This is a genomic window from Secundilactobacillus silagincola (assembly GCF_002583405.1).
GTDB lineage: Bacteria > Bacillota > Bacilli > Lactobacillales > Lactobacillaceae > Secundilactobacillus > Secundilactobacillus silagincola.
Genome location: NZ_BCMJ01000003.1, coordinates 200,253 through 217,023 on the forward strand (window position 1 = coordinate 200,253; position 16,771 = coordinate 217,023).

Below are 16,771 nucleotides of genomic sequence, written 5' to 3' on the forward strand. Positions count from 1 at the left end.
GTATTTAATTTAGTATTCAAAATAACCGCGAAAACCTCGCCAAACTTGATCAACTTGTTTATTTTGATTCTGGTAGTAAAGTGCGTTTCCGGTCAAAGGCTTTGCGTCTTGTCGTTTCAAAATTGTTTTCAGTGATCGATGTTTTGTATCAGTCCCGTCACCAAATAGGCGAAATTGCCAATTACGAAGTTTACCTGCACGATCATGCCAACCGTATCGCAGACGGAATAATTGCCGCTGTTTGGGATTGATAATCAGAACATCCCAAGCACCAATAGCAGGGTTGTCTAACCGGTTAGTTTTACGACGATCTGCAATATCACTGGTAGTGGCAATCCAATTGATACCATCCTGGTTTGACCAATCGTCAACGTGAGTGTGGCCAGACATGACAGCAATGATTTGTTGCCGGTGCTTAACTAAACTGCTATAAACGCGCGCATAATCACCTTGCTGGTTGTTCGCAAACCAATCATAAGTCCAAAACGGCTTAACCGCTTGTCTGTCAGTTGCAGAACGAATCGAATCATGGCTAAAAATGATGACTTGTTCGTCAGGTGTCAACTGATCTAAGGTGTGAATGAGCCAAGCGGCCTGTTGCTCAGCAATTCGCGAACGGCTATGACGAATGTTTTGCAAAATACCCGCCCAATGAATACCATTTGGTTGATCGTCATAATCGCGGTCAAAATAGACGTCTGAGGACGAATCTCGAATGTCAAAGGTATTGAGCATGATCAGGCTTACGGGTGTGCCAGGTACGTGATATTTACCATAGAAGTTATGCTGATTAGCTAGCCAGCTATTGTTAAGGCTATTTCTTAAGTTCAACGCGGTTTGCTCCGTCACGACCTGCTCAGTGCGATAACCATTTAAATAGCGAGCAAACCCCGAGTTATCATCATGATTCCCCTGAGTAATAAAAACGGGACGGTGACTGTTTTTCAGTACGGATATTGCATCGCCGGTGTCAACGATGGTTCGATTGAGGGGCTGATTACCGTCAACTAGATCACCATTCATCACTAATCCGTCAAAAAACTGTTCTCGTGCCAGCTGACTGATCATTTTTAAATCACGTAATGGTCGTTGGGTAGCGCTAGATTGATGCGCATCATAGTGAGTATCGTTAATTAGGCCGATAACAACTGAGTCAGACTGTTGCAGCTGCTTAAGTTGAGAGGTAATTTTTTGTAACTGCTTTTTCTCTAAAGGCTTGGGCGATTGATCAGGCAATGTCTTTACCTGATCAAAAGTCCAAGGTTCACGTAGCCGAGAAACACTTTTAGAACCAGTGATTTCCTTACCAAAATAGTGGTCGTGAATTGGATAGCGACTCATGAAAGGGACGTAGCTATGCCGACCAGCATGGGTAAGCTGTAACCAGCCACGATGCTTGTCAGCTAACTTGCCCGTGTAATCAATGATCGAGTTTCGCTTAAGGTGACCGAGAATGGATGAATTTAAATCGGGAGTTTGATAGATGTTGACAGCACGGCGATTAAAACAGAACCGACCATTCATTTTAAAGAATGCTGTTTTCTTAGATTGAATGACCGGCTGTGAACTCCAGTCCGAACCTGCCAGCACACCATATTTTTTACCCGTTTGCTGGTTGTAGTAGGGCAAAAAGCCCTGTTCAGTCTGAATATAAGCAATTCCTTGATTTGATCGGATATTGCTATATACAATTTGACCACCTGTATATAGCAATGTCCGATTACTTAAGGCTGTCCACTCCGGTGATGTTCGAAAAACAAGCGGTTCTGCAGCCACAAATTGCCGTAAATTAAAGTGGTTATCAAAATGACGTGATCTAGTTGACGACTTCTGCTTTTCTGACAGTTTATTCTTGCATCCCCAATTGGGGTTTGAATCATGACCGTACAAAAGTCGCTGATTCGTAGCGACACACAGATAGCCGCTTTCAAGCACTAACCAATATTGACCGTCACTCTTAATTTTGCCTTGGTAGGTAATAGCGTGGTGAGCCGGATAAATCTCGCTTCGAGGGCTTAATCTATTTGGGTATTTACGACTAATCAAAAAGCGGTCAGGTTTAAAAATCCCGGACTGAACGATTGGTTGTCCGTCGATTAAATAATCCATAAAACGATTCCTGTTATGCCTCAATTTTGTCACCGCCATTTGTTTTGATATCTTATGGTATAATCAACCTAGTAATAATGCAGATAGTAGGAAAATATTTGCAAAGAAAAAGGAGTTTTTTTAATGCAGTCAACGTTAGCTTACGAGATAACAGGGTTGGAACAACAATCAGTCGTGAACGCTTTTTGTATTGACGCTCAGACGGGTTACGTTGCCCAAACCATTAATCAAGATACAGTGATTACAAAGTGTGACTTAGATGAGTCGAAAGCCACTGCTGTAGCAACGTCCGATAGATTGATATTGCCAAATTTAACCAATGTACACAGTTTATCGTTAATCACCAGTACACCTAATCTCACATTCATGCTTTGCGGGCAGCCAGTTGATGCCAATGGCGAAGTCAATGCACCGGAGATATGGCACCTTACGCTTAATCAAGATGATCATACAAAGCAACCCACTATTTTTAAAATAACCCATCTAGAAAGTGCTAACATCACGGGGACGCCGCTGCCAGAGCCCGTGATTGGCGCAGTTTCTGCGCTTTCCAGTAATCATGACGAACTAGCTGTTTTGGTACTGGACAAAGCTCAGCACCTTCAGTGTACCGTTTTTAATATGAAGCAGGTCAGTCATTTAGTTTGGCAAATGATGGAAAAGGGTGAAACAACGATTGAGGCTGGAGATTTAAAGCTGATGGCTACGGTTTACCAGTCATTTAAACCAACTGAAAAGCAGTTGGCTCCTGAAACCATTGGTAGTATTCGCAGCATTGCTTTTTCCAACGGTCGCGCAATCTATGCAACCAAAAGTTTTGGTGACCAGCGAGCCGTCAGCAAAGGGTTTTGGCTATTAAAGAACGGTTTTCAAGATCAGTTGGTCGATTTACCAGCAGATGCTGAACTGACAGGAATCATGCTTCTGGGGAAGTACGTTTACTTTGGTGCATCACAATCTCAATCAAATCATCAATCTGTCAACCAAATTTATCGTGTGGAAAAAAGTCTTTGGTCTTAATGACATTAATGTTGATAGCCTAGCATTGTTTGAAGAAGACAATGCTAGGCTATCATTGCACTCAGGTCAACACGTTTAAGCTAACTTAAGTGTTTTTGAAAGATAATCAGCCATGCCATCCTGATCGTTATTAAGGTCAGTTACGTCGTCAGCAATAGCTTTTAACTGATCCGTGGCGTTACGCATAGCAACCCCTGTACCAGCGTATTCGATCATTTCGTTGTCGTTATGTTCGTCACCAAATGCAATGACATTTTGTCGATCAATATGGTAATAATTGGCGAGACGTTCAACCCCAACGGCCTTTTGCACACCTTTGGCCCCAATTTCCAATACGCTATTAGGTCCGCCCCAGGGAGCAACGTCGACAAAGCTGCCGAATCGTTTCTCGATATATTTCTGAAGTCGTTTTTGTAACGGCCGTTCAACGGCGATGGTCATGCTCGTTGGATTTTGGGTTAAGGTTACGGGACTTAGCTGTTGGTCATGGGTCAAAACTGTGGGGAAAAAGCCAACTGAAGTTGATTCGTTCTGATGTGCCAAAAAGAGGTGTTTACCTTCAGCTGCAATCATTTGAATCTTAAATTCCTGTTGATGTTTCAACAAGTCCAAGACAATCTCACGGTCAAACGTATACTGGTATTCTAATTGCCAGTGCTGATGAGGCATATGACCTAAACTGCCGTTAAAATTAATCATCGGTGAAGTTAATCCCAGCTGATCATAGTAGCTTTGAGAAAGCCGGTTGGGTCGTCCCGTTACAATGCTGACAATATGGCCGGCTTTAATAGCGGCTTGGATGGTTGTCATGGTTTTGTTAGACAGTACCGCTTCACTGTTTAAGGTGGTTCCGTCAAGATCAAGTGCGATTAGTTTTTGAGTCAATATTACACATCCGTTTCTTTCGAATAATAGACTTAATTTACCACAGTTAATAGGATAAGAGCAAGGCCGCTTCAACGAAAGCCAATTGACCGCAAAGTTCTGAAAAGGTATACTGCTTTCAGAGAATTTTTAAATAATGAAAGGGATAAATCATGGAATTACCTGCAGCGTTTAAAACTAAATATGAAAAATTACTGGGAGGTCAAGCAGAGTCGTTTTTTGCCAGCTTCGATCAACCAGCAAACAGTGGTTTCAGAATCAACCCCATGCGACCCATACCTACTGATCTTGATTTAACTGATCCTGTGCCTTATACCCAGTGGGGTTACTACGGAAAAGTGTCCGGTCACAGTCTGGATCATCAAAGCGGGGCGGTTTACAGTCAGGAACCCAGTGCCATGTTTGTGGGCGAAGTTGCTCATCCAAGTGAAGGTATGCGAGTCCTTGATCTTTGCGCATCACCAGGTGGCAAATCAACTCATCTTAGCAGTTTTTTGCAACAAACTGGTTTACTGGTTAGCAATGAAATCATGTCTAAGCGTGCTAAGGTTTTGGCAGAAAATACGGAACGTTTCGGGCTGAGCAACACATTAGTGCTTAACGAAGATCCAGCGACCATTGCCAAAGTTTTTCCGGTATTTTTCGACCAAGTCTTAGCGGATGCACCGTGTTCGGGTGAGGGCATGTTTCGTAAGGATCCAGATGCGGTTAATTATTGGTCCACCGATTATCCGGTAGCCTGTGCCAAACGTCAGCGAGAAATTCTGACTGAGGCGGTGAAAGTCCTTAAACCAGGGGGTGAGTTGGTTTACTCAACGTGTACTTTTGCGCCAGAGGAAGATGAACAAATGGTTTCCTGGCTCCTAGAGACATACCCCCAATTTGAAGTGGTACCCATTGAAAAAACGGCTGGTATCATCGATGCCAAACCGGAATGGGGCAATGGCGATCCAAGTTTAAAGGGTGCTGCGCGACTGTTTCCACATCTCATGAGGGGCGAAGGCCACTTTGTCGCAAAATTAAGACTGAACGAAGCCATCGGTGATGGTCACAAATTCCAGCGACAGGCCTCAAATGTGTCTCGTGACCAATCTCATTTATTCGAAGATTTTGCTGCTCAATATTTAAATTTCAAAGTAGATTCGCACCAGTTACTGGCATTTGGTGACCAGCTCTACCTGATGCCAGAAGGGACACCTTCGCTGAGAAAAATGAAGGTGGTTCGTCCTGGTCTGCACCTCGGTACCTTTAAAAAGAACCGCTTTGAACCCAGTTACGCGCTGGCGTTAGCCTTGCGACCTGGTCAGTTTAAGTTTGAATCAGCCATTTCTGAGGATGATTGGAAACAAGTGGTTCACGGCGATACGTTTACACGAGATGATTTGCCAATTAAAAAGGGCTGGGTCCGACTATTCTGCAATGGCCAACCAGTCGCTTTTGCTAAAGTGGTTAATCAAACCGTTAAGAACTTCTTTCCAAAGGGACTGCGGTTTAAAGCTGAGTAACACAAAATAAAAAAGTGTTTTAACACGCAAAATGTGCTAAAACACTTTTTTTATTTTGTGTTCAACTGATCACTCTAATGAAATGAACCTTTGTCTAGCGAACGACTCCAGCTCTGGTGAAAAAACCATGGACTGTTTACGCAGATCTTTAACGGTTTCACTACCCGTCAGCAACATCAACTGTTTAAAATCCCGAAGCCAATGGATTAGCCATGCTTCAGTTGCAGCATAGTCAGTGGTAATCAAGTGGTGTAAAATCTCACCGGCCATGCCAGCAATATCAGCGCCTAAGGCTAGTGCTTTAATGGCGTCTAGGGGGGTCTTAATACCACCGCTAGCGATAATCACTGGACGACTGGATAATTTCCGCATTTCCAGTAAGGATTCAGGAGTTGTTAACCCCCAATCCGCCATATAAGTCATTTCTTTTTCGGGTCGCCGGAAGTTTTCAATCTTGGCAAAACTCGTACCGCCACGTCCACTTAAGTCGACGTATTTGACGCCAATTGACATCAATTTTTGAACGGTCTTAGCAGTCATCCCAAAACCAACTTCTTTAACGATTACTGGCACATCAAGTTTAGCTACAATTGCAGCCAATTGATCTAACCAGTAAAATTCGCGGTCACCTTCAGGCATGATAATCTCCTGAGCAGCATTCACGTGAACCTGCAGCGCGTCGGCAGAGATCATATTAACTACCTTTTGAGCATCGTCAACGCTGTGTCCTGCACCAATGTTGGCAATTACCATGCCATTGGGGTTGCGTTTTCGAACGACTGAAAAAGTCGGCACTAATGCTGGTTCTTTCAGCGCAACACTTTGTGAACCGACAGCCATTGGCAATTGGGTTGCCTCAGCCAGTTGCGCAAGCTGAGCGTTAAGCTGACCAGTTTGCTTAGAGCCACCGGTCATCGCTTCAATCAAAATGGGATAGTTGAGACGACGATTTTGAAAAATCACCGTCGAGTCAATATCGGACAATGCCAATTCAGGTAAACTCTGATGCAAAATTCGAACCTGACTGAAATCACTGGTATCAGTAGGTTGATGGAACTTTTCAGCCAGCGACACGTGTTCATCTTTGCGATGTGACTGCTGTGAGGTCATGCTATCACTCCTCTACGTCGTGAACGTTAAACTTTAAGGGAATAATTTTGTTTGATGCCCATTTATTAATTAATTGATTTAACTGTTTATGAGAATCGACGATGGCAATACCGCAATCGCCGCCACCTGCACCAGAAGTTTTCGCAATTCCGCCGAATTCTTCAGCAATATCACAGAGTTTCTTGAGCAGCGGTGTTTCAATGTGCGCGTGGGTGAACTGATCTAATTCATTCAATAGTCTACGGTTAACCGCGATTTCGGCTTGAATGGCCTGTAGATCCTGATTTCTGAAGCCATCAATCATCCGTTTTAAGCAGGCTTTACTATTGGTCAGAAAATCTTGATAGGCTTGTTGCCGTTTGGCTTTATTCAACGCCACTCGATCAACAAGGTGAGAAGTGGAGGCCGGTGAACCAGTCCAGCCAACCAATAGTTTTAAATTCTTGGGTGGTGTCAGTAATTCAATATCTAAGCCTGGCCAGTCCATCGACAGCATTTCAGCAAAGTTATAGTTTTTTTCAGCCAGTTTCAACCAATCACGGTCGAATGAATGATAAGCAATCCAGCCACCGTAAACACTGGCAGCGATATCACCTAAAGACCCATTTCCTTGAACGTGGAAATGGGCAATGGCGGCTAATTTGAACAGTTTATCATGATTAACGGGGAGGTCGTAGAACTTGCAAAGTGCTTTGATGGTTGCGACAGTCACTGCTGCTGAGGAACCCAGACCGTACTTACGGCCATCCTGGCTATCAAGGTCGCTTTCTACGGTTAAATGATAAATACCCAGATCTTTACCAAGGGTTTTGGCATAATCTTCGGTTACCTTAATGGCAGATAAAATATAGTGGAAGGGGTTATCCCGGTTGTCAAAAACCATTTCCCCATCTTCTCGGCGCCAGTAAATTGAGTTTTCTTGGTACTGACTAGAAACGATACTCCCGATTTGATCCGCGGATTGAATCGTGACCGTCACAAATTGATCCAAGGCAACGATGATAGCAGGGAAGCCGGTCTCTACGACAGCATATTCACCTGCAATATAAAGTTTGCCTGGGGCTTTCACAGAAATCAAAACATCATGTCCTTTCATTAGCAGATCAAAGTCACACACTGCTAATTGATAAATAAAGCAAATTATTAATCTGAAATTGAAATACCTGAACCTGGTCGGGTAACGAGTACTTGTTCTTCACCAAATTCAGTTTGAAAATATTGTGCAATTCGTTCTGCATCCGCGCCTTGGCAGATAATTTTTACGTTCGGTCCAGCGTCCATTGTAAAGTAACAGGGTATTCCTTGCAAACGTAAGTCTTTAACCATGTTCATGGCCTTAATGCTATCCGCATTAAAGTAAGTGAAGTTAGGATCGGAACTCAGGGTTAATGCATGCATCCGCATGGCGTTTTGTTCAGAAGTATGTCCCAGTAATTCAAAGTCTTGATTTTGAATCGCAGTCTTAACCGTTTTAAAATCGGCTTGACTAGCTGAAATCCAGGCGGAATAAAAGGGGCTGGTTTCAACGGCTAACCGCATACCCACGCGGCTGGAAATTTTCTTTTGTTTAGCCGTTAAAACTAGCGCCACAACCGCAATGTCCCAAGTTGGCTGTTCATCGATTGGGTAAGCGAATGAAGTCGCATCATCATGGCCTTGCTGCCAAGCAACAAAGCCACCAAAAATAGAGCGGGTAGCTGACCCAGACCCCAGACGAGCCAGCCTTGACAGGTCGCGCCGGTTTAAGTTTAAGCCCGCTGCCCGACTTGCGGCACCAGCTAAGGCGGCAAAACCAGATGCAGAAGAAGCAAGTCCCGCTGCGGTTGGCACAAAGTTTTTCGTGTCAACTTTCGCACGATAATCGATGCCCGCTAAGTCACGTACATGATTTAAAAAGGTACGTACTCGTAAGCTAGCCTGATCTGATAAGACTTGGCCGTCGAAAATAACTTCGTCAGCTGTTAAGCTCGGTAAAAACTCAACGGCAGTCTGTGTGTAGAACTCATCAAGAGTAATTGATAGACTGTCGTTTTGCGGAATGATCAGTTGGTTATCTAACTTACCCCAGTATTTAACCAAAGCAATATTGGTATGTGCTTTCGCGATAATTGGATGATTTGCGATTACCATTATTTAGTTTCCTCACTTTTTAAGGGCTGAACCCACGATTGACTGACGCCCTCATTAGCTAATGCTAACCGAATTCGGGTTGCTGTGGCTTCATCGGGTGCCAGACAGATCATACAGCCACCCATGCCACCACCGGTTAATTTAGCCCCAAGAGCACCGTTTTGATTAGCAACGTTGATCATGGTCTCCAACCGTGGGTGACTGACACCTAGCTGTCTCAGCAAAACCTGAGCACGATTAAAAATCACTCCCAGTTCGGCCAATCGGTCGTTAGCAAGAGCTGATTTAGCAGCGTGGGTCAGCTGACCCAGTCCCTTAATGGCGTGATCAGCTGATGCCAAGTCATGCTTTCGCAGTTCGGCCACTGCTTGAACCGCTAAACCCGTTTGCCCATGTATGCCACTATCCGCCACCACTAAATAACCGTGCAGATGGAACGGGATGGCGCTGGGCTGGGTTCCCGTCACAAACCAAATGGGGTTGCTGGCGCTGGCCGTAGCCACGTCAATACCGCTGGGGTTGCCGTGAATTATTTTTTCGGAAATATTTGCGTCAGACAATAGTTGTTCGTGTGAGAGCGGCTGTTCGAAAAAGCGGTACAAGGCACGGATAATCGCCACCGCAGTCGCCGCCGATGAGCCCATACCGCGTTCAGCAGGTAAATGACTATTAATGGCTAAATTGAAACCGACATTGGCTGCATTAAAACGTGTCAACAGTTCGTCAATCAGATGGTTAATGCCAGCTAATTGCTGCGGACCGGCGTGCCTAGCACCCGTATAATAGCGGCTGATCAGCTGTTGCTCGTTATCCTTGCGTAACGTTATCGTGACGTTTTCACGAACAGCTGGCAACGGCAATGCAATTGCGGGCTGATGATAAACAACGCTGTGTTCACCAATTAATATAATTTTTGCGTGACTGCTGCCACTAGCCGGTGTGTCCACTGAACAGGCTCCCCTCTCATGTTTTTATGGTAGACTCCAAATAAATCATGCCTTTTAAATGATTACAAACACATGGTATCATACGACAAATAGGTAATCGTTACAAGAAAAGGCGAAAATTCACCGTTGTAAATTTGGTAAATTTAATGTTTTATTAAGAACGGTTAAGCTCGAAAATTCATTCTAGACGCTTCAAAACGGGTTCATCTATAAACGTCTGCTTCCGCCTGTGAACCAAGTGTAGTATGATAAACGAAGAAAGATAGATCATAGAGAATTTGGTGAAATTAATGGATGCAAATACAATTTATGCCGTTGTCGATATTGAAACGACCGGTACTAACGTTGCTGAAGGCAACCGAATGATTCAATTTGGGTGCGTCCTGGTACAAAATGGCAAAATTATTAACCATTTTAATACAGACGTTAATCCACAAACTTCAATTCCACAATCCATTCAGGCACTAACCGGAATTACCGAAGCACAGGTCAAACGGGCACCACTATTTGATGACGTGGCCGGTACGATTTACAGTTTGTTGTCCGATACGGTTTTTGTGGCACATAATGTCAACTTTGATTTTCCGTTTGTTAATGCCGAGTTAGAGCGGGTGGGTTACCCCAAACTCGATATTCAAGCTATCGATACCGTGACCCTGAGTCAGATTTTATTGCCTACGGTCCCCAGTTATCGCCTGCACGATTTGACACAGTATCTCAGCATTGAACATGATCATCCGCACACTGCTAACGATGACGCGCTGGTAACTGGCGAACTGCTGATTGTATTGTTTAAGCGGATGCTTGAATTGCCAATCGTGACGTTACAGCAAATGGTTGAAGAAGATGCTGACTTACCTCAAGATACTGGTGAAGTTTTCAAATGGGGACTCGCAGAAGTTCGTAAAAATCCGCGCAGTTTACCCGATAATCTGTACGTTTCTCACGGGATTGCATTGCGTAAAACCCCAGTTCTAACGGCAACTGATGATCGTGAGTACACCTATCCTCGAACCAAAAAGAATAAACTAAAGCGATTCCCAAAGCACTTTGAATGGCGAGCTGATCAAGCTAAGATGATGAATCTGGTCTACCGGCAGTATACGGATGCGGAAACGGCCAACCAGCCGTTGATTGTTGAGGCGCCTACTGGTACCGGTAAAACACTAGGTTACGCCTTACCGATGGCTTATTTAGCCCAAAAATTCGATAAACAAGTGGTCATTGCCACTGATACTGTTTTACTGCAGAATCAGCTTATCAATCAAACCATGCCTTTGCTGGAAGAAATGCTGCCCTTTGAAATCCACGCGGAAGTGGTGAAGGGGAACGCACATTACCTGGATCTGTCACGGTTTAAAGTTTCCCTGAGCCAAGCAGACCATTCTAAACAGACTCAGCTTATCAAACTCAGGCTGCTAGTTTGGTTGACCCAAACGTCAACGGGTGATTTAGACGAACTGCATTTTAAAAACGAACCGCCATACTTAGACAGTGTTTACCATCATGGTATGACTGATTTAACGGATACGGATCCCTTTTACGAAGATGATTTTCTAAGACGGCTTTATAAACGGTTAAAATATACACGTTTTATTATCGTTAATCATGCTTTTCTAATACAGCATGCAGATCTATTGGGTGATGATTTCAGCCAACCGTACTTAGTGGTTGACGAAGCTCAGCATTTGGCTGACTATGCACTTAAAACGCAGCGGCAGAAATTTGATTTTCAAGTTTCACTTTCTACTGGCCGTCGCTTGATGGAACTTTTAGATCCCGATAATGAATACGGTTTAAACGCTGCGACTGATGGCTTAACTTTAAATGAAGATTTAAATACCTTTTATCGCTGGCTGATTGAATTCAATCGCCAATTGAAGGCCCTAAGCGACTATTTGACTAGTCATTTTAAGACTCAATTTGGCGGTAAGTTCACTAAACCCTATAAAGAAATCGTGATTTCTGAAGCTGATTGGGTGAGTTTTCTTAATCAGCGCAAGGGTTTATTTGAACAATTAGATATTTTAGTCGGTAAGTTCCAAGATAAACTGGCTAAGATCACGGAGTCATTTTATCAGCAATCTAACCGTTGGCTAAAAAGCGATGAAGAATTGTTCATGCGTTTCAGCCATGCGGTCAACGCTTTGACGGATGCATGGCATACGCTATCTACAATTCGGCTGGCACCTCAGCATGAAGAGGCTGGTACGGGCAGTTACCTATACTGGCTCACCATTAGCAACGACTTGACGCATATTATGATTGCTTCAAATTTAATGACTGTTGAAGGTTTCCTGTCACAGCAGATTTATTCGCACTTTCAAGCCCCAATGTTTACGGGAGCAACACTCTTTTCGTCAAATCGTTCTCAGTACTTGTATGATCAGTTAGATCTTGATAGAAGTGCTGTGAAAATGCGACGGTTAAAATCTGATTTTAATTTTGAAGCTCAGGCTAAGATGTATATCAGCAACGATGCACCAGATATCAAAGAAGAGGATAAATACAACCAGTATGTCTCTCAAACATTGATCAAGACCCTGGCAAAGGTCGACCGGCCCACATTGGTACTCTTTAATTCTTTAGCAGCAATCGAGTCGGTGTACGGTGCACTAACCGATGCCATTCATCCCAAAGAACGCCTGATTTTAGCACAGGGGATTTCTGGTTCAAAAGAAAAACTGATCAAACGGTTTATGGACGAAGATAACGCGGTTTTACTAGGTGCTGCCAGCTTTTGGGAGGGAATTGACCTACCGCAAGATAAACTGCAGTTGCTGATCATTGCGCGCTTACCCTTTGATTCACCTGATCAATTAGAAACCAAGGTTCAGTACGAACGAATGAAAGCTAAGGGCAAAAACCCGTTTTATAACCTATCACTCCCCAAAGCCACCTTACGACTACGCCAGGGGATTGGCCGGTTGATTCGAACCCGTCAGGATTATGGCGTCGTAATTGTTTTGGACAGCAGATTGGTGACACGTCATTATGGTCAAACGATTATCAAAACATTACCGGCTAGTTTACCCATTATGACGGGAACTACACCGCAATTACTCAGCGATATCACTAAATTTTTTAAAAAACACAAAAGTATCGGTCACCTCAGCTAAGATTTTGCTATAATTATGGGCAGTGACAACTGAAAGAAGGCGTATTAAAGAACATGAGAAGGGAACATGCAAGCCGGCGACGTTTGGGCAATCGAATCTTGCTCACCGTACTCGGTATAGTCGTGGTTTTGCTATTATTGATCTTTGGGGGAATCCACCATGCGACTTCCCCAGTAACTAAGGCGAAAGCTCAGTCGGTACAAATTGCTAAGAAATATGCCGGTCTGAAAACTGATAATGGGTTCTACTGGACCAATTTGGACCAAACCTATTACACAGTTGCTGGCAAGAATAATCAAAACCAGTCAGTATATATTATTGTTCCCCAAAAAGGCGGACACGTGGTTGCCTTACAGCAATCTAATGGCATGTCCCGAGACCAAGCATTAAGTCAGGTCTGGTCAAAACGAAATCCGAAAAAAGTCCTCTCAGCAGCACTGAGTGTGTTTAATGGTAACCCTGCATGGGTGATCAGCTACATGAATCAAAAAGGACAACTCTGTTACGAAACGTTAAGTTTTAAAACTGGTAAGGTATTACAATCTATCGAAAATATTTAATAAGTACCTAGGGGGGCTATCTTTTGAAAATCTCACAGCGTGCACAACAGCTTCAACCATCAGCTACTATGAAAGTTTCTGCTCAAGCGAAACAAATGATTGCTGACGGCATCGACGTCATTAACCTCGGCATTGGTGAGCCTGATTTTGAAACACCTAAAAATATCGAACAGGCGGCTATTAATGCCATTAACGCAGGCAAGGCGAGCTTTTATACTCCGGCTGCTGGCATTCCGCAATTACGGACTGCGGTGGCACAACGGACGACTAGAGACTATGGTCTGCAAGGACTCACAGCACAAAACGTTGCGATTACCACTGGAGCCAAAATGGCACTGTACAGTGCTTTTCAAACCATTCTTGATCCTGGTGATGAAGTGTTATTGCCAGAACCATACTGGGTTAGTTATTCCGAACAGATCAAATTAGCTGGCGGTGTACCTGTTTCTGTACCAGTGGATGAGAGTTTCAAAGCAACGACAGCTGATCTTGAGACTAAATTAACGGATAAAACCGTCGCTTTTGTGCTCAATAGTCCTGAAAATCCCACTGGTGTGATTTATGATCAACAGGAATTAGCTGCGCTAAATGAATGGACCAAACAGCATGATTTGATGGTTATTACGGATGATATTTATGGTCAATTGGTATATAACGGTGCCAGTTTTACTTCCATTGCACAGTTAGGTGACGAGTTAGATCCGCGTATCATCATCATTTCCGGTGGGAGTAAAACTTACTCTATGACTGGCTGGCGAATGGGCTATGTCGTCGCTGATGAACGATTGATCAGTAAAATTTCCGCCTTTCTGTCTCACGCTACTGGCAATCCAACTGCAGTCAGTCAGTATGCACTCTTGGAAGCCTTCACCGGTGATCAAACTCAGACTGAAGTGATGCGTAAGGCTTTTGAAGAACGGTTAAATACGATTTACCCGTTACTAAACGATATTCCGGGTTTTGAATTAAAAGTTAAACCCCAAGGCGCCTTCTATCTTTTCCCAGATGTCAGCGAGGCGTTAAAGCTTTCAGGTATCGCTACCTCTGGAGAATTGGTCAGTCGCTTATTGGCTGAGGCACACGTCGCTTTGGTAGACGGTTCCGCGTTTGGCGTCAAAAACCACGTTCGCATCAGTTACGCCACTGATTTAGATTCACTTAAAACAGCTATGGCTAGAATCAAGGCTTTCATGGTACAATTTAAAGACTAATTATTCATTGGGGGTTACATTGTGCAACAGATTAACATCATTAATGCCAAAGACCACGTTGACGAAAAAGTTAAAATTGGTGTTTGGCTGACAAACAAGCGTTCCAGCGGGAAGATTGCTTTCTTGCAATTGCGTGACGGTACCGCCTTTTTCCAAGGCGTTGTGCTGAAAAATAACGTTTCTGAAGAAGTTTTTGAACTTGCTAAAGAGCTCCGGCAAGAAACCAGCATGTGGATTACGGGTGTCATTCATGAAGATAGCCGCTCTAAATTTGGCTATGAAATCGCTGTAGAGGATATTGAAGTCATTGGCGAAAGTGAAGACTACCCAATCACACCTAAGGAACACGGGGTCGACTTTTTGATGGATCACCGTCATTTATGGTTACGTTCATCACGTCCTCATGCAACCATGGTGATTCGCAACGAAGTCATTCGTGCCACCTACGAATTCTTCAACAAAGAGGGCTTCACTAAAATCGACGCACCAATTTTGACAGGTAGTGCTCCTGAAGGGACAACCGATTTGTTCCACACGGAATACTTCGATCGTGATGCTTATCTTTCACAATCTGGTCAACTATACGAAGAGGCCGGCGCAATGGCCTTTGATAAAGTCTTTTCATTCGGACCAACTTTCCGTGCTGAAAAGTCCAAGACTCGTCGTCATTTGATTGAATTTTGGATGATTGAGCCAGAAATGGCCTTTATGCATCAGGAACAAAGCTTGGAAATTCAAGAACAGTACATTGCTTTCTTAGTTCAAAACGTGATTGATCACTGCAAGGACGCTCTTGAAGTACTTGGCCGTGATATCGACACGCTTAAACAGTATACCCAATTACCTTATCCTCGAATTAGCTATGATGAAGCCGTTGAGATGCTTAAGCAAAACGGTTTTGACGTTGACTGGGGGGTTGATTTCGGTTCACCGGAAGAAACCTTCTTAGCTGATCAATTCAAGCAGCCTGTGTTTGTTTTAAACTACCCTAAGGCTATCAAAGCATTCTACATGAAAGAACACCCAACGCGTAAAGACGTTGTCATTTGTGCGGATTTATTAGCGCCTGAAGGTTATGGTGAAATTATTGGTGGTTCTGAGCGGGCAACCGACTACGATTACCTGTACGATCAAATCATCAAATCCGGTTTGGATCCTAAGGAATACAGTTGGTACTTAGATCTTCGTAAGTATGGCAGTGTTCCTCACTCAGGGTTTGGATTGGGGCTTGAAAGAGCTATTACATGGATTACAGGCGAAGACCACGTTCGGGAAGCGATTCCGTTCCCACGTTTGCTTAACCGTATTTACCCGTAAACGTATATGTTTGAAACAGGAACTTCTCCAAAGCCTAAGGATAATGGGCGCATGGGGGAGTTTCTTGTCGTTAAAAGTTGCATCAAAAGATTGGAGGTCAGTAGATGGATAGTTTTGCGAATACCTTAATTAAATCTGGCCAGACTACGGTGGCAACACTGTTATTGGAGCATTATCGTGAATTGGGGATGAGTAACACTGAATTCCTGATTTACCTGCAAATTAAGAGTTACAACGACCGTGGCATTAGTTTCCCACAAACTGAGACGATTGCTAAAGCAGTGGGGTTGACTGATAACCAGATTTTTCAGGAACTGCACACGATGATTGGTAAACGGTTAATGCAGATTGATACCGTGCAACAGCCGGGACAATTAGCACGAGATTCGTATGATTTTACCTTACTGTATGAAAAACTCGCTCAGTTCGTTAAAAAGGCCGAAGCAGAGACTGTGACCAGCCAGGTGGATAATGATCGTGAGACGATTTTTAACCAAATTGAGACTGAATTTGGTCGACCGCTGTCACCCATTGAGTTAGAAATGATTTCTCAGTGGCTGGATAAAGATCATTACCAGGTGGGCATTATTCGGTTAGCCTTAAAAGAGGCTGTACTGAATCAGGTTTATAACTTAAAGTATATGGACAGAATCCTGCTCAGCTGGCAAAAAAAGCACCTGACAACGCCTGAACAGGTTCAGCAGGAACGCGAGCACCGTCAGCAGAATCAGGGCGCTACCAGCGTAAATCAGGCTAATAATGGGACTAAAAAGCAAAAAAATTTACCTCATATTCCCATGTTCAAGATTGGTGAGAAACCCAAAGATAACTAAACGTCGTTACCGATTCGATGATACG

General features: G+C 43.7%; 13 protein-coding genes. 7 read left to right on the top strand and 6 right to left on the bottom strand.

All coding sequences use genetic code 11. The annotated features are described in order from the left end of the window. Positions 1-9 precede the first annotated feature (9 nt). Positions 10-2,109: a metallophosphoesterase family protein gene (locus CES82_RS04920; protein ID WP_180245664.1), complete on the bottom strand. Its 2,100-nt coding sequence runs from the start codon at positions 2,107-2,109 to the stop codon at positions 10-12. A 123-nt stretch (positions 2,110-2,232) separates the two neighbouring features. Here CES82_RS04920 and CES82_RS04925 point away from each other — a divergent pair, with 123 nt between their 5' ends. Beyond that, positions 2,233-3,129 carry a helveticin J family class III bacteriocin gene (locus CES82_RS04925; RefSeq protein WP_098824201.1) on the top strand — a complete coding sequence of 299 codons (897 nt, stop codon included), beginning with the start codon at positions 2,233-2,235 and terminating at the stop codon, positions 3,127-3,129. 75 nt (positions 3,130-3,204) lie between these two features. On the opposite strand, the gene CES82_RS04930 is transcribed toward CES82_RS04925, so the two are convergent. Further along, positions 3,205-4,014, bottom strand: a complete 810-nt coding sequence (locus tag CES82_RS04930; RefSeq protein WP_098824202.1) for a Cof-type HAD-IIB family hydrolase — start codon at positions 4,012-4,014, stop codon at positions 3,205-3,207. Positions 4,015-4,166: 152 nt separating this feature from the next. Here CES82_RS04930 and CES82_RS04935 point away from each other — a divergent pair, with 152 nt between their 5' ends. Beyond that, positions 4,167-5,519: an RsmF rRNA methyltransferase first C-terminal domain-containing protein gene (locus tag CES82_RS04935; RefSeq protein WP_098824203.1), complete on the top strand. Its 1,353-nt coding sequence runs from the start codon at positions 4,167-4,169 to the stop codon at positions 5,517-5,519. A 69-nt stretch (positions 5,520-5,588) separates the two neighbouring features. On the opposite strand, the gene fni is transcribed toward CES82_RS04935, so the two are convergent. The 4 genes from fni to mvk form a co-directional block, all read right to left on the bottom strand. After that, entirely contained in the window at positions 5,589-6,629 is a 1,041-nt protein-coding gene (gene fni / locus CES82_RS04940; RefSeq protein WP_098824204.1) for a type 2 isopentenyl-diphosphate Delta-isomerase, read from the bottom strand. Positions 6,630-6,633: 4 nt separating this feature from the next. Further along, entirely contained in the window at positions 6,634-7,707 is a 1,074-nt protein-coding gene (locus tag CES82_RS04945) for a phosphomevalonate kinase (protein ID WP_098824205.1), read from the bottom strand. 65 nt (positions 7,708-7,772) lie between these two features. Then, a complete protein-coding gene (mvaD, locus tag CES82_RS04950) occupies positions 7,773-8,759 on the bottom strand; it encodes a diphosphomevalonate decarboxylase (RefSeq protein ID WP_180245665.1) in 987 nt (328 codons plus the stop codon). Next, positions 8,759-9,706 (bottom strand): mevalonate kinase, encoded by a 948-nt coding sequence (mvk, locus tag CES82_RS04955; protein ID WP_098824207.1) that lies wholly within the window; start codon positions 9,704-9,706, stop codon positions 8,759-8,761. Before mvk ends, mvaD begins: the two co-directional genes overlap by 1 nt. 290 nt (positions 9,707-9,996) lie before the next feature. Between mvk and CES82_RS04960 the strand changes: the two genes are divergently transcribed. From CES82_RS04960 to CES82_RS04980, 5 genes are all read left to right on the top strand, one after another. Then, positions 9,997-12,825 carry a helicase C-terminal domain-containing protein gene (locus CES82_RS04960; protein WP_098824208.1) on the top strand — a complete coding sequence of 943 codons (2,829 nt, stop codon included), beginning with the start codon at positions 9,997-9,999 and terminating at the stop codon, positions 12,823-12,825. Between the two features lie 122 nt (positions 12,826-12,947). Next, positions 12,948-13,385, top strand: coding sequence for a cell wall elongation regulator TseB-like domain-containing protein (locus CES82_RS04965; RefSeq protein WP_225364841.1), 438 nt, complete (start codon positions 12,948-12,950; stop codon positions 13,383-13,385). A 23-nt stretch (positions 13,386-13,408) separates the two neighbouring features. Then, a complete protein-coding gene (locus CES82_RS04970; protein WP_098824210.1) occupies positions 13,409-14,596 on the top strand; it encodes a pyridoxal phosphate-dependent aminotransferase in 1,188 nt (395 codons plus the stop codon). 21 nt (positions 14,597-14,617) lie between these two features. Beyond that, positions 14,618-15,913 carry an asparagine--tRNA ligase gene (asnS, locus tag CES82_RS04975; RefSeq protein ID WP_180245666.1) on the top strand — a complete coding sequence of 432 codons (1,296 nt, stop codon included), beginning with the start codon at positions 14,618-14,620 and terminating at the stop codon, positions 15,911-15,913. A 104-nt stretch (positions 15,914-16,017) separates the two neighbouring features. After that, a complete protein-coding gene (locus CES82_RS04980; protein WP_098824212.1) occupies positions 16,018-16,746 on the top strand; it encodes a DnaD domain protein in 729 nt (242 codons plus the stop codon). Positions 16,747-16,771 lie beyond the last annotated feature (25 nt).